At 33.8% G+C, this 13,405-nt stretch carries 14 protein-coding genes; 11 read left to right on the top strand and 3 right to left on the bottom strand.

What is annotated here, in order from left to right; translation table 11 throughout:
• Window positions 1-17: 17 nt before the first annotated feature.
• The 5 genes from FLACHUCJ7_RS03425 (at window position 18) to FLACHUCJ7_RS03405 (ending at window position 5,564) form a co-directional block, all read left to right on the top strand.
• On the top strand, window positions 18-1,895 hold the full coding sequence (locus FLACHUCJ7_RS03425) for a glycoside hydrolase family 13 protein (protein WP_180907916.1): 1,878 nt from the start codon (window positions 18-20) through the stop codon (window positions 1,893-1,895).
• A gap of 271 nt (window positions 1,896-2,166) precedes the next feature.
• On the top strand, window positions 2,167-2,850 hold the full coding sequence (locus tag FLACHUCJ7_RS03420) for a glycerophosphodiester phosphodiesterase (RefSeq protein WP_078227037.1): 684 nt from the start codon (window positions 2,167-2,169) through the stop codon (window positions 2,848-2,850).
• Window positions 2,847-4,055 carry a BaiN/RdsA family NAD(P)/FAD-dependent oxidoreductase gene (locus FLACHUCJ7_RS03415; protein WP_180907915.1) on the top strand — a complete coding sequence of 403 codons (1,209 nt, stop codon included), beginning with the start codon at window positions 2,847-2,849 and terminating at the stop codon, window positions 4,053-4,055. The genes FLACHUCJ7_RS03420 and FLACHUCJ7_RS03415 overlap by 4 nt, the downstream gene beginning before the upstream one ends.
• Window positions 4,056-4,061: 6 nt before the next feature.
• Complete coding sequence (locus FLACHUCJ7_RS03410) at window positions 4,062-4,709, top strand: HAD family hydrolase (protein WP_180907914.1); 648 nt, start codon at window positions 4,062-4,064, stop codon at window positions 4,707-4,709.
• Between the two features lie 123 nt (window positions 4,710-4,832).
• Window positions 4,833-5,564: a hypothetical protein gene (locus FLACHUCJ7_RS03405; RefSeq protein WP_078227040.1), complete on the top strand. Its 732-nt coding sequence runs from the start codon at window positions 4,833-4,835 to the stop codon at window positions 5,562-5,564.
• On the opposite strand, the gene FLACHUCJ7_RS03400 is transcribed toward FLACHUCJ7_RS03405, so the two are convergent.
• Together FLACHUCJ7_RS03400 and FLACHUCJ7_RS03395 are read right to left on the bottom strand one after the other, a co-directional pair.
• Window positions 5,548-6,528, bottom strand: coding sequence for a tetratricopeptide repeat protein (locus FLACHUCJ7_RS03400; RefSeq protein WP_180907913.1), 981 nt, complete (start codon window positions 6,526-6,528; stop codon window positions 5,548-5,550). The two genes, FLACHUCJ7_RS03405 and FLACHUCJ7_RS03400, sit on opposite strands and share 17 nt — an antisense overlap.
• A 41-nt stretch (window positions 6,529-6,569) precedes the next feature.
• Window positions 6,570-7,046, bottom strand: coding sequence for a TspO/MBR family protein (locus FLACHUCJ7_RS03395; protein WP_180907912.1), 477 nt, complete (start codon window positions 7,044-7,046; stop codon window positions 6,570-6,572).
• A 146-nt stretch (window positions 7,047-7,192) separates the two neighbouring features.
• On the opposite strand from FLACHUCJ7_RS03395, the gene FLACHUCJ7_RS03390 reads away from it, so the two are divergent.
• The 6 genes from FLACHUCJ7_RS03390 to FLACHUCJ7_RS03365 all read left to right on the top strand — a co-directional run bounded on the left by FLACHUCJ7_RS03390 (window position 7,193) and on the right by FLACHUCJ7_RS03365 (window position 11,906).
• A complete protein-coding gene (locus FLACHUCJ7_RS03390; RefSeq protein WP_180907911.1) occupies window positions 7,193-8,275 on the top strand; it encodes a diphosphomevalonate/mevalonate 3,5-bisphosphate decarboxylase family protein in 1,083 nt (360 codons plus the stop codon).
• A gap of 30 nt (window positions 8,276-8,305) precedes the next feature.
• Complete coding sequence (locus tag FLACHUCJ7_RS03385) at window positions 8,306-8,530, top strand: hypothetical protein (RefSeq protein ID WP_078227044.1); 225 nt, start codon at window positions 8,306-8,308, stop codon at window positions 8,528-8,530.
• Complete coding sequence (locus tag FLACHUCJ7_RS03380; protein WP_180907910.1) at window positions 8,527-8,817, top strand: type II toxin-antitoxin system RelE/ParE family toxin; 291 nt, start codon at window positions 8,527-8,529, stop codon at window positions 8,815-8,817. The genes FLACHUCJ7_RS03385 and FLACHUCJ7_RS03380 overlap by 4 nt, the downstream gene beginning before the upstream one ends.
• Window positions 8,818-8,834: 17 nt before the next feature.
• Window positions 8,835-9,773, top strand: coding sequence for a mevalonate kinase family protein (locus FLACHUCJ7_RS03375; protein ID WP_180907909.1), 939 nt, complete (start codon window positions 8,835-8,837; stop codon window positions 9,771-9,773).
• A gap of 32 nt (window positions 9,774-9,805) precedes the next feature.
• Entirely contained in the window at window positions 9,806-10,762 is a 957-nt protein-coding gene (locus FLACHUCJ7_RS03370) for a geranylgeranylglycerol-phosphate geranylgeranyltransferase (RefSeq protein ID WP_078227047.1), read from the top strand.
• 235 nt (window positions 10,763-10,997) lie between these two features.
• The gene (locus tag FLACHUCJ7_RS03365) at window positions 10,998-11,906 is read left to right on the top strand and encodes a pseudouridine synthase (RefSeq protein WP_180907908.1); all 909 of its coding nucleotides are present in this window, start codon (window positions 10,998-11,000) and stop codon (window positions 11,904-11,906) included.
• Between the two features lie 72 nt (window positions 11,907-11,978).
• Here FLACHUCJ7_RS03365 and FLACHUCJ7_RS03360 read toward each other — a convergent pair whose 3' ends face one another.
• Window positions 11,979-13,079, bottom strand: a complete 1,101-nt coding sequence (locus FLACHUCJ7_RS03360) for a DUF4407 domain-containing protein (RefSeq protein ID WP_180907907.1) — start codon at window positions 13,077-13,079, stop codon at window positions 11,979-11,981.
• Window positions 13,080-13,405 lie beyond the last annotated feature (326 nt).

Below are 13,405 nucleotides of genomic sequence, written 5' to 3'. Positions count from 1 at the left end.
AATTTAAAATTCAAATTATGAATATCCAAAAAACATATTTTAATACAAACCATATATTCTACAAATTAATCCTATTGATCTTGCTGTTTCCCGCTTCCGCGAAAGCGCAAATACAAAAAACAGAACCGCCTTTCTGGTACGCCGGAATGAAAAATCCGGAACTGCAGATTATGTTCTACGGAAAAAACATTTCGCAGTATGAAACTTCGGTATCAAATAATGTTGCGATTAAAAATGTTGAACAAACTGAAAACCCAAATTATCTTTTTGTAACCATAGATACAAAAGATGTAAAAGCTTCAGAATTAATTTTTTCCTTTAAATTGAAAAACAAAGTAGCTTTTACCCAAAAATATTCCCTTAAAGAAAGAAGAGCCAATTCAGCAGACCGAAAAAGTTATGACTCGTCAGACCTGATTTACCTGATTATGCCGGATCGTTTTGCTAACGGAAATCCGAAAAACGACAGCAATGCTTCTTTAGCAGAAAAAGGAAATCGTGCTTTGCCGGGCGGACGTCACGGTGGAGATATCGAAGGAATCATCAAGAATCTGGATTATATTTCTTCTCTTGGCGCAACGACTATTTGGAGCACGCCTTTATGCGAAGATAACGACAAGGAATATTCCTATCATACTTACGCACAGTCAGATGTGTACAAAATAGATCCGCGTTATGGAACAAATGACGATTACGCTCGTTTATCGGCAGAAATGCACAAAAAGAATATGAAATTAGTGATGGATTATGTAACCAATCACTGGGGAATAACCCATTGGATGATCAAAGATTTGCCAACAAAATCATGGATAAACCAATTTGAGAATTACACACAAACCAATCACAGACGTGAAGTAATTCCGGATACACATGCCTCAAAAACAGATCAGGAAATTTGTATTGATGGCTGGTTCGTACCTTCAATGCCGGATTTAAATTTAAGAAATCCATTAGTTGCAAAATATTTAACTCAAAACGCTATTTGGTGGATTGAATTCGCCAATCTTGACGGATTTAGAGTAGACACTTATAATTATTCGGATGCAAACGCAATGACCAATTGGGCGAAAGCGGTTACTACAGAATATCCGAACTTTAATATCGTAGGCGAAATCTGGATGCACAATCAGGCGAGTCTGGCCTATTGGCAGAAAGACAGTAAAATTGGAGCGATTAAGAACTACAATTCGAATTTACCTAGCGTAATGGACTTTACGCTTCAAAGCCAGATTGGTTCTGTTTTCAATGATGATACACCTAATTGGGATGGTGGTCTGATTAAATTTTACAATAATTTTGCGATGGATTATTTATATCCAAACACAAATAATTTATTAGTCTTTGCCGAAAATCATGACACAGATCGTATGAATCATACTTTTAAATATGATTTAGCGAAATACAAACTGGCTATGACTTTACTAGCCACAGTTCGTGGAATCCCACAGATTTATTACGGTTCCGAAATTGGAATGGGCGGTGATAAAGCTAAAGGCGGTGATGCCGATATTCGTCAGGATTTCCCGGGCGGATGGGCAGGCGATAAAAATAATGCTTTCTCTTCAGCGGGAAGAACAGCAGAACAGGCAAAATACTTTGATTTTACGTCAAAATTATTCAACTGGAGAAAATCAAATGAAGCTCTTCATTTCGGAAAAATGACGCATTACATTCCTGAGAATAATACCTATGTTTATTTCAGATATACAGATGCTAAAACGGTAATGGTAGTTTTCAATAACAATGCAAAAGAGCAAGTTGTAAAAACCAATCGTTTCAAAGAAAACATCAAAAATTATACATCAGGAAAAGATGTTCTTACCGGCAAAACATTTGATTTAGTTTCTGAAATTATGCTGGAACCAAAATCAGCCGTAGTTTTAGAATTGGAATAAAAAATTATTTTAAACACATAGAAACATAGTTTTCTAATTCAATAAAGGCGTTTCACTTGTTTTAAAAAACATAGTTTTAGTGCTTAAAACTATGTGTAAATGATGAATCATTTATTTGGATCTTTTTAGACAAAAAAATCTATGATTCTATGTGTTTAAAAATTATATAGCCATGGACTCACAAATTTATTATGTCAAAAATAATTCGTGAATTCGGGGCTATTATTTTTCCTCTGCAACTTTGTACCTTTGCAACTCTGAACCTATAAAAATGAATATTCTAAAAATAGCTCACAGAGGTGCCAAAGCATACGAACCCGAAAATACGCTTCAGGCTTTTCAAAAAGCTTTAGACTTACATTCAGACGGAATCGAACTCGACGTTCACCTCAGCGCTGACGGACATATCATCGTCATGCACGATGAAACCATCGATAAAATGACCAATGGGAAAGGTGATATTAATACGTACACTTTAGCCGAGTTAAAGTCATTTTTGGTTGTCGAAAAGCATGAAATCCCAACTTTAGAGGAAGTTTTTGATTTAGTTGACAAAAAATGTTTCATCAATGTCGAGTTAAAAAATGCTGATACTTCAAAACAAGTTGTTTCTTTAATTGAAGAATACATCAATGAAAAAGGCTGGAACTACGAACATTTTATCATTTCAAGTTTTGACTGGAATGCTTTAAAAGAAGTTCAGAACCTAAATCCAAATATTCCGATTGGTGTTTTAACAGAGGAAGATCTTGATATAGCTTTGGCTTTCGCCGAAACCATAAAAGCAAAAGCCATTCATCCTGATTTTCAGTTACTCAATAAAGAAAAAGTCCTGCAAATTCAGGAAAAAGGATTTCTGGTTTTCCCCTGGACAGTAAACTCCGAAGAAGATATTCAAAAAGTAAAAAGTTATCACGTAAACGGAATAATCTCTGATTTTCCAGATAAAATATGATCAAAAATTTCGACGTTATTATTGTTGGCGGTGGCGCTGCAGGATTTTTTACCGCAATAAATATTGCTGAGAAAAACCCAAAACTTAAAATCGCCATTTTAGAAAGAGGAAAAGAAGTGCTTTCCAAAGTTCGTGTTTCCGGTGGTGGAAGGTGCAACGTAACACATGCTTGTTTTGAACCGAATGAACTGGTCAAATTTTATCCAAGAGGCGAAAAAGAACTTCGCGGCCCGTTTCATCAATTCTGTTCAGGAGATACAATCGAATGGTTCGAAAAACACGGTGTTGAATTAAAAATCGAAGAAGACGGAAGAATGTTTCCGGTTTCTAATTCCTCGCAAACGATAATTGATTGTTTTCTAAAAGCAACTGAAAAATTAGGTATAAAAGTGTTGACTGGACAAAGTGTACAATCAATTTACAAAGCCGAAAATCATTGGAAAATCGATACACAATCTGATAATTTTGCAACAGAAAAATTAGTAATGGCAACCGGGAGCAATCCAAAAATATGGGAAATGCTTCAGGGACACGGGCATGCTGTTGTAAGTCCGGTTCCTTCGTTGTTTACTTTCAATATCAAAGATTCCCGAATTAAAGAATTGCCTGGTGTCGCGGCTCAGGTTACCGTAAATGTAAAAGATACCAAACTCGAATCGACAGGACCGTTATTAATCACACATTGGGGAATGAGCGGTCCTGCGATCCTGAAACTTTCTGCCTGGGGGGCGCGTACTTTATTTGATAAAAATTACCAATTCACAATTTTTGTCAATTGGTTAAACGATGTTGAATACGGAGATGCCGAAAAAATCCTGAAAGATTTAAAGCAGGAACACGCAAAAAAAGCAGTTTCTAAAAAATCCCCATTTGACTTTCCAAACCGTTTATGGGAAAGTTTAGTTTTGGCATCAGGAATTGAAACCGAAACGAAATGGGCAGATTTATCTAAAAACCAATTACAAAACCTAACATCACAATTAACCCAATGCGAATTTAAAGTCAACGGAAAAAGCACTTTTAAGGAGGAATTTGTAACGGCTGGCGGAATCGATTTAAAAGAAATCAATTTCAAAACAATGCAAAGCAAGATTCACGAAAACATTTATTTTGCTGGTGAAATTGTAAACATTGATGCCATAACCGGAGGATTTAATTTTCAGAATGCCTGGACAAGCGGGTTTATTCTGGCACAAAATATTTAATGCAACATGAAATTTAAAGGAATTATTTTTGATTTAGACGGCACATTAGTCAATTCATTAGAAGACATTTCAGATGCGATGAATTCAGTACTTACGAGTCTGAATTATCCAACACATACTTACGATACGTATCAATATTTTATCGGCAGCGGTTTACGAAATTTAGTCAGCAAAGCATTGCCTGCATCAAACAATTCAGACGATCAGATCGAAATTTGTTTTGCAAGTATGGTTAACGAATATCGTGAAGTTTGTACGTTGAAAACAAAACCATATGAAGGTATTGTCGAATTACTGGATAATTTGGCTTTGCAAAATATCAAAATGGCGGTTTTCTCCAACAAAGCCGATGAATTGACCAAGAAAATAGCTTCTGAAATATTCCCAAATCACTTTGATGCTGCAGTTGGTTTAAGTACAGAAGCGCTTAAAAAACCAAATCCGTTTGAAGCGGTCGAAATCAGCAAAAAATGGAACTTAAAACCCGAAGAAATCCTTTTTGTAGGCGATTCCGATATCGATATGCAGACAGCAGTAAACGCAAATATGTTTCCTGTTGGCGTTACCTGGGGTTACAGAACTCAGGAAGAATTGAAAAACAGCGGTGCAAAATTGGTTATAAATTCGGCTTCAGAATTGATTGATATTTTATAAAACATTTGATTTAATATTCACTCCATTTCGATATCCTAATGTAATTATTAACAAGAATTTACACAATTCATAAGTTTTTATTAAGACGATTCTAATAATTTTACTCTCAGCTAATTAATCTGTATGAGAGTAAAATTACTTACCACAATTTCTTTTTTTACCTATCAGTTATCTGTTTCACAAACTGAAAAATTGCTTCATGGTAAAGTAGTTGCTCAGGATCTTCCGCTTAAAAATATAGAAGTAATCAACAAAACTGCTAAAATCAGCACCAGAACAAATGAATCGGGCGAATTTTCAATTGCTGTAAAGATAAAAGACAGTCTGCTTTTCTTCTCAAAAGATTTTTTATTTACAAGATTAAAAGTCTCAGCAGAAAACATTCAGTCCAATGATTTTACAGTCAATATGATTGCCAAACCGGAAGAGCTGAAAGAAGTTGTCGTTTTGAATAAGGAATCAAAAACAGTCTGGCTGACTAAAGAAGAAATAGAACAGATTAAGCTAAACTCTCACAAATCAAAAGAAGGATTAAAAATTGCTGGTTATAAAGAAGCAGTTATGCCCCTCGGAACAGATTTTATTTACCTTGGAAAACAAATTCGGAATTTATTCAAAAAAGAAGAAACTCCTAAAAAGGAAAGCCCAAAAATTGGTTTAAACCAGCTTGTAAAAAGCACATTGCCTCTTGATTTTTTGACAAAAGAGCTGAAATTAAAGCCCGAAGAAACAGCGCTTTTTATTGAATTCTGCGATGCCGATCCAAAATCTAAAACCCTATTAGAAAATCCGAATATTTTGGCTACAATGGATTTTTTGTATACTAAAAACGAAGAGTTTAAGAAGTTGAGGTAGATTTTTTAAGTTTTTTCCATTTTAAGAGAAGTACAACAAAAGCAATCGATAAAATTATTGTTATTACTGAAAGAATAATCAAACTTGTTTCAATTTGGTATATATAATCTGAATTTATATCCTTTTTGCTTTCTCTTAAAGTACGAAGTTGTGAACCATAACTAACAGCTCTTTCACTATAATAGTCAATTTCGCCCTGGGCGCTATTAATCATTCTTTCTACAATCAAATCTCCATAATAACCATATTCTCTGGCAGTTCTGTAAGTATCAAGTGCGCTATTATGTTTTCCCAGCAATTCTGCAAGGTTGCCAAGTTCAAAAAGTAGAATTGAAATGATTTTGTCTTTTGGCTCTATAAATGACATTCGTTCATTTACCTGAAAATAAATCGATTTTACCAATTCATCAATTTCTTTTGTAGATAATTTTGTCTTAGGTTCACGCGAAGTTCCAAAATTAGTATTTATTAAAAACTGACCGGAAACAGTATTTATATTCTTGATCTTAGCTTCTAATATTTTCAAATGAAGCCATTCAGATCCTTCATGAGATTTGGGATTAATTGCAATAGATTTTTTGATCCAGTTATAGGCTTTCTGATTTTCGCCCATTAATTCGTAAAGTGTTCCCAAATTAGATGCCGTGCTATATCTATTGGGCTTAAGTTTTTCAATGCTCAGATATAATTTTAAAGCTTCGTCATATTTTCCCAGAACAATTAAAAGATATCCTTTGTCAGATAAATAATCGAGATTTTTTGTTTTTTTATACAAACTGTCAAGTTCAATTATCAATCTTGGAAAATCTCCCTTGAAAAAATAATGTCCTTTAGGATTAATTCCATCATAGTCCTGATAAGCATAAGCTCCATTTTTTAAAATTTTAGTTTCACCATTCAAACAGGCAAAACTTTTAAATGAAATTAAAACCAAAACGAGAACAAAGACCTTAAATCTATTCATAAAATGAATGTATTAATTAAACCTGAAACAAAAAACGTGAATTATCTATTCAACCACCAGATACTCGCATTCAAAATCGCTGCAAATCCAACCCAGGCCAAATACGGGATTAATAAATACCCAGCCGTTTTATTGATTTTAGTAAATTTTAAATACGTTTCATAAATCATCAGCCATAAAAGAACGATTTCTATTAAAGCCAGCATCGGATTTTTTAATCCGAAGAATAAGTAGGACCAGACAGCATTAAGCGTTAACTGGATAATGAAAAACCCTAAAGCTTTTTTTACTTCTTCATTTTGCTCTTTTATTTTATCCCAGACCAATCCTGCGGCAATGGCCATAAAAACATAAAGTAAGGTCCAGACCGGCATGAAAATCCAGTTGGGCGGATTAAAAATTGGTTTTTCAATTGTAGGATACCACCCTACTACACTCGGTCTTGTTACCAGACTTGCAGAATATCCTACTGCTAAACAAACTACTAACGCTATTGCTATTTTTACGAACTTATTCATTGGGTCAAATTTTCTAGTCAAAAATAGTCAAAAAGAAAAATTTTAAAACCATATAATTCATATAAGTTCATTTTAGTAAAAGCTGCTTATATTTCTTATATAACTTATATGGTGAAAAAGTTATCTTTGTCAAAATTTTATATTTCATGTTTACAGCAGCTGATTTTATTCCTAAAACATATTCTTCAACAATTGAAAACGGAAACTTTGAATGGAGTGCTCCAAGCAATATTGCATTGGTGAAATACTGGGGAAAAAAAGAGAACCAGATTCCGGCGAATCCATCGGTAAGTTTTACATTGAATAATTGCAAAACGATTACGAAACTTGCTTTTGAAAAGAAAGAGAGTCAGGATGCTTTTTCATTTGATTTATTATTTGAAGGAAAAGCAAAAGAAGATTTTAATCCAAAAATCAGAAAGTTTTTAGAGCGAATTGAACTATATCTGCCTTTTTTGAAAGAGTATCATTTTACGATTGATACACATAATACCTTTCCGCACAGCTCGGGAATTGCTTCTTCTGCATCCGGAATGGCGGCTTTGGCAATGAATTTTATGAGTTTAGAAAAAAAGCTCAACCCGGAAATGACAGACGATTATTTTTATCAGAAAGCATCATTTTTAGCCCGTTTAGGTTCAGGAAGTGCATGCCGAAGCGTGAAAGGAAACGTTGTCGTTTGGGGCGAACAGAAAAATATAAAAGGAAGTTCAGATTTATTCGGAGTTGAATTTCCGCATGCAATTCACGAAAATTTCTATAATTATCAGGATACCATTTTATTGGTTGATAAAGGAGAAAAACAGGTTACGAGCACGGTTGGACATGATTTAATGCACAATCATCCGTATGCCTACAGCCGTTTTGCGCAGGCACACGAGAATCTTGATAAATTAATCGCTATTTTCGAAAGTGGAAATGTAGAAGAGTTTATCAAAGTTATAGAAAGTGAAGCTCTGACTTTACACGCCATGATGATGACTTCGATGCCTTATTTTATCCTCATGAAGCCAAACACATTACAAATTATTAACGCCATCTGGAAATTCAGAGCCGAAACAAAAACTCCGGTTTGTTTTACCCTTGATGCCGGTGCAAACGTGCATGTGCTTTATCCTGAAAATGTAAAAGAAAAAGTATTACAATTTATTAAGAACGAATTAGTTGGCTTTTGTCAAAATGGTCAGTACATTTGCGACGAAATTGGTGATGGCGCAATTGCATTATAATTTTGCGTATCTTTAGTTAAATTTTTGATTATGGACATTCAATTAGAAAAACTTGAACTGATAAAGTTGTTAGTAGATACAGAAGATCCGACTATATTAAAATCTATTCGAAAAATTTTCAAAAAAGAACAGAAAGATTGGTGGGATGACTTGACTGATGAGCAAAAAGAGGATCTTGAACTAAGCATGCAGGAATTTGAAAGAGGAGAAGTTGTGGGTTATGAATCAATTTTAAAAAGACACGGTTTAGGTTGAGAAATATCGAATTTACTCTAAGAGCCGAAAGATCTTTCGAAAAAATTTTGAGCTACATCGAAACAAAATGGTCAACAAAAAGAAAAATTGATTTTCTGAAAAAATTTGATAAATCAATTTCAGCAATTCTTTTACATCCGGAAAGTTTTCCTTACAGTGAAAAAAACAAAATGATTAGAAAATGTGTTCTAACAAGACAGACTACTTTTTATTATGTTTTTAGTTCAAAACAAATAACTATTATCAACTTTTTCGGCACCAGACAAGACCCAAATCAAATAAAGTAAAGACATAAAATAAACATATGAAAGGACCATTATTTTACTCAAAAATATTACTCTTTGGAGAATACGGAATCATTCGCGACTCTAAAGGACTTTCTATTCCTTATAATTTTTACAATGGAGCACTAAAGAAAGATGAAAACCCTTCTGCAGAAGCCATTGCCTCAAATGCAAGTTTAAAACGCTATACCATTTATCTGGAAAACTTACAAACAGAACAGCCTGATCTGGTTGCTTTTGATTTGGCATCTTTAAAAAGCGATGTTGAAACCGGAATGTATTTTGATTCCAGTATTCCGCAAGGATATGGAGTGGGAAGCAGTGGTGCTTTGGTTGCGGCTATTTATGACAAATATGCGACTCACAAAATTACGGTTCTTGAGAATCTGACCCGTGAAAAATTATTGCAGTTAAAAAATATATTTGCTCAAATGGAGAGTTTTTTCCACGGAAAAAGTTCCGGACTGGATCCGTTAAACAGTTATTTGAGTATCCCGATTTTAATTAATTCTAAAGATAATATCGAAGCAACCGGTATTCCGACGCAGAGTTTTGACGGAAAAGGAGCAGTGTTTTTATTAGATTCAGGAATTGTGGGGGAAACGGCTCCAATGGTCAATATCTTCATGGAAAACCTGAAAGACAAAGGTTTCCGTACGATGTTAAAAAACCAATTCGTAAAATATACCGATGCCTGTGTAGAAAACTTTTTGCACGGGGATATGAAATCGTTGTTTACCAATACTAAAAAGCTTTCTAAAGTCGTTTTAAACAATTTTAAGCCTATGATTCCGGAGCAATTTCACGGAATCTGGCAACACGGGATTGATACCAATGATTATTATTTAAAACTTTGCGGTTCTGGCGGTGGCGGTTACATTTTAGGTTTTACCGAAGATTTAGAGCGTGCTAAAGTTTCATTAAAAGAGTATAAGTTAGAAGTTGTTTATCAATTTTAAATTTATACTTTTCCAAACTTTAATTCCGTATGATGTTAAGCAGACAGCACAAACTTTTAGTAATGAAAATTGTCAGTCTGTTCTCTGTAGTAAGAGGTTACAATATTCCTATTATCATTTTAGCACAATATTTATCAGCTATTTTTATACTCGCACCTGAAAAAAGAGCACTTGATATTTTATTGGATTCTTATTTGTTTCTCATTGTATTTGCTTCGGCAGTTACAATTGCTTCGGGGTATATTATCAATAATTTTTACGACAGTCAGAAAGACTTAATCAACAGACCCAACAAATCCATGCTGGATCGTCTGGTAAGTCAAAAAACAAAACTTTCGGTTTATTTCTCTCTGAATTTTATGGCTGTTTTGATGGCTTTTATTGTTTCATGGCGTGCTTCTTTATTTTTTTCGTGCTATATTTTCCTCATTTGGTTTTACTCTCATAAAATAAAAAAATATGCTATTATCGGAAACCTAACAGCTGCCTTTCTGGCTGTTTTGCCTTTTTTTGCCATTTTGTTATATTTTTATAACCAAATTTCATTTGAAGAAATAGAAAACCACAGGAGCCATTTTACCATTATTTCATCTCACGCCATATTTCTTTTTTTATTATTACTGATTAGGGAAATGATAAAAGATCTTGAAAATTTAAAAGGTGATCTGGCCAATAATTACCAAACTATTCCAATACTTTATAATGAAGCTATTTCGAAAAAAGTTATTACGGTTTTAACCTTTCTAACGATACTTCCGGTTTACGTATTAATCAATGTTTATGACGTAGGCTACATGGATATTTATTTCTATGTATGTTTTATAACATTACTTTTTTTTCTGCTTTATTTATGGAAATCAAATTCCAAAGAGCAATACTTATTACTTCATAATGTGCTTAAGTTTTTGATTGTTTCGGGCGTTTTTTGCATTGTTTTGATTAACCCGAGTGTGTTGTGGCACGGAAAGCAGCTGATTTCGAATTTTTAGGGTTTATTTCGCAGAGATTCACATAGAATTCCGCAGACACACAGAGATTTATTAAAGAAACTTTGCGAAACTTGATCTTAACCTTTGTTAATCTCTGTGAGACATCCTTTATAATGATTAAAAATGCCAATTGTGAGCTCCTGACTCATCAAAACTGTATTGCTATCAATCTAACAACATTGAACTTAAGATTTATTAGCAGGAAAAAACTATCTTTGCACAAATTACAGAATTTATGAACAACAAGGAAGGGAATAATAAAAGAGGCGGATCGAGACCAAACAGCTCAAAATCAAACTCCGGCAAGCCAAAACCTCCTATGGCAAAGCGTGCTCAAGGGCCGAAGAAAGTGAACCCTGCTGTTAAGGCAGCCGAAGAAGAGAAAGCACAAAAAATTAAAAAACAAAATCAGGCTCCAAAAAGACAAAAAGCTTCTGACGAAATACGTTTGAATAAATATATTTCGAATTCAGGTGTTTGTTCGCGTCGTGATGCAGATATATACATTCAGTCAGGAAACGTTAAAGTAAATGGCGTTCCGGTTACTGAAATGGGGTATTTAGTAAAATTAAATGATGTGGTAAACTTTGACGGAGTGGTTTTAACTCCTGAAAAGAAAGAATACATATTACTGAATAAGCCAAAAAACTTTACAACTGCATTAGACGAAGGTCAGGAATATCGTAACGTTCTTGAATTAGTTCGTGGTTCTACAACGGCTAAAATTGCTCCGATTGGCAGAATGGACAAAAATACTACGGGATTGTTATTGTTTACGAATGATACAGACATGATTCGTAAGTTTACCTTACCGAGTCAGAAATCGTCTAAAATTTATCAGGTTTCATTAGATAAAAACCTGAAATTTGAGGATTTAGAGAAAATAAGCAAAGGTTTGGTTCTTGATGGACACCGGGTATTTGTTGAAGAAATCAGTTATATTGATAACGAACCAAAAAGTGAAGTTGGTCTTAAACTGCGTTCATCGAATGTAAAAGTGGTACGTGCTATTTTTGAAAACTTTGATTATGATGTCTTGCGTATTGATCGTGTGTCTTTTGCAGGTTTGACTAAAAAGAATCTGCCAAGAGGAAACTGGCGTTTTTTGACAGATCAGGAAATCATCAATTTGAAAAATGTTTAAGAAAAACGATTCAATATTATTTAAAAAACCTATTTTGCTTCAGTAAAATAGGTTTTTTATTTTCTTGTGTGTCTATAAAGTTGCCTTTTGTTTTTCTACAAAATTATGCGATTGCAGCTCTAACAATTCGGTTGCATTTTTTCGCTGTAGATTGTACAGGTTCCTATCTTCGGCAATATCAGCATATACTTTGTTGTGCATTTCCGCACTTGTTTTAATCAGTAACTCACGCTGGTATTTATTTTGTTCCAAAGTGGCTTTCATGGCAGTTTCAGCTTCTTCCTGTTTAATATCGAATTCGCCTTTTGGAGCCAGCAATTTGGCAATTATAGGAGAAGTTTCGATTGCTAAAAATAATAGCATAATAAAAAATGACGGTAGCCACGGTAATTTGTTCAATGCATTGATTCTCGCCATTAATCCATCAAAACCTTCAATGATTGGCTGTGTCTGTGAAACTTTTTTGTCTAAATCGGCCTGAAGCTGTTTGCCTGTTTTTTCTTTTTCGGCAATTTTGGCTTCGTTAGTGGCTTTTAAAGTTTCGAATTCCTTGAAAGCAGCATCGTGTTTTTCTCTCTTTTCTTTATAAACCGGGCCTTTTCCTAATCTTTTAGTTCCTGTAGTCCCTTCGGCTTCTGTAATGTAAGTTGAGTATAAAGCATTTACTTCTTTCTCTTTTTGCAGAATATCAGCTTTTAGAGCAGCAATTTCAGCCTTATTTTTATCCAAATCCGATTGAAAATAAGTTCCTATTTGCTTTTTATTCGCAAGTTCCATTTCGTTTTTTTCCTTTAATAAAACGGTATTGATTTCTTTTTCGAAAATTTTGATTTCGAGTGGTTTCGAAATTACAATAGCAATAATAATTGCCAGTATAATTCTGGGAGTCGCCTGTAGAAATTCATCCATTAGACGATCTCTTTTTTTAATAGTAGAAACGATAAAACGATCCAGGTTGAAAATAAGTAAACTCCATACAAACCCAAAAATCAGAGCAGGATAAATAGAGTCAAAAACGGTAAAAAGTGCATAAGCACTGGCCAGAAAAGCCATTACTGCAGTAAAAAAAACGGTGGCGCCAATACCAACATATTTGGTTTGTTCGCCTTCTGAACAGCTTTCGAGAAGCTTTCTGTCGGCTCCTGAACACAGGATAAAAAATTGTTTTAACATGATTGATGATTTTTGATTGATAAGGCAAATTTAACGCCAAAAATTCAATTGCAACGAAAATCGTTGATTTGTTTTTACTTGTAAATCAATTATTTGGTGTTTTTATAATTGTTTAAGTCCATAGTAATTAGTTTTTTGTTTATCGAATAAGAAATAAAATTCATTTGGCTATCTAAATTTCGGTCTTTATAAAAACTACAATGTTATTCGTGAATAACTCACACATTAAACTAATCACTAATTACTCAATGGATATGCTATTTCAATGTTACATAAACATTACTATTTTTTGTTTTGAAACACTCAATCATAACATTATATTAATT

The organism is Flavobacterium salmonis (assembly GCF_903819435.1).
GTDB lineage: Bacteria > Bacteroidota > Bacteroidia > Flavobacteriales > Flavobacteriaceae > Flavobacterium > Flavobacterium chungangense.
This window is presented reverse-complemented; position numbering and strand designations above follow the sequence as displayed.

Bases quoted from the DNA above. Each gene is read 5' to 3' on its own strand.
- FLACHUCJ7_RS03425 (WP_180907916.1), top strand. From the start codon at position 18: ATGAATATCCAAAAAACATATTTTAATACAAACCATATATTCTACAAA.
- FLACHUCJ7_RS03420 (WP_078227037.1), top strand. From the start codon at position 2,167: ATGAATATTCTAAAAATAGCTCACAGAGGTGCCAAAGCATACGAACCC.
- FLACHUCJ7_RS03415 (WP_180907915.1), top strand. From the start codon at position 2,847: ATGATCAAAAATTTCGACGTTATTATTGTTGGCGGTGGCGCTGCAGGA.
- FLACHUCJ7_RS03410 (WP_180907914.1), top strand. From the start codon at position 4,062: ATGAAATTTAAAGGAATTATTTTTGATTTAGACGGCACATTAGTCAAT.
- FLACHUCJ7_RS03405 (WP_078227040.1), top strand. From the start codon at position 4,833: ATGAGAGTAAAATTACTTACCACAATTTCTTTTTTTACCTATCAGTTA.
- FLACHUCJ7_RS03400 (WP_180907913.1), bottom strand. From the start codon at position 6,528: ATGAATAGATTTAAGGTCTTTGTTCTCGTTTTGGTTTTAATTTCATTT.
- FLACHUCJ7_RS03395 (WP_180907912.1), bottom strand. From the start codon at position 7,046: ATGAATAAGTTCGTAAAAATAGCAATAGCGTTAGTAGTTTGTTTAGCA.
- FLACHUCJ7_RS03390 (WP_180907911.1), top strand. From the start codon at position 7,193: ATGTTTACAGCAGCTGATTTTATTCCTAAAACATATTCTTCAACAATT.
- FLACHUCJ7_RS03385 (WP_078227044.1), top strand. From the start codon at position 8,306: ATGGACATTCAATTAGAAAAACTTGAACTGATAAAGTTGTTAGTAGAT.
- FLACHUCJ7_RS03375 (WP_180907909.1), top strand. From the start codon at position 8,835: ATGAAAGGACCATTATTTTACTCAAAAATATTACTCTTTGGAGAATAC.
- FLACHUCJ7_RS03370 (WP_078227047.1), top strand. From the start codon at position 9,806: ATGTTAAGCAGACAGCACAAACTTTTAGTAATGAAAATTGTCAGTCTG.
- FLACHUCJ7_RS03365 (WP_180907908.1), top strand. From the start codon at position 10,998: ATGAACAACAAGGAAGGGAATAATAAAAGAGGCGGATCGAGACCAAAC.
- FLACHUCJ7_RS03360 (WP_180907907.1), bottom strand. From the start codon at position 13,079: ATGTTAAAACAATTTTTTATCCTGTGTTCAGGAGCCGACAGAAAGCTT.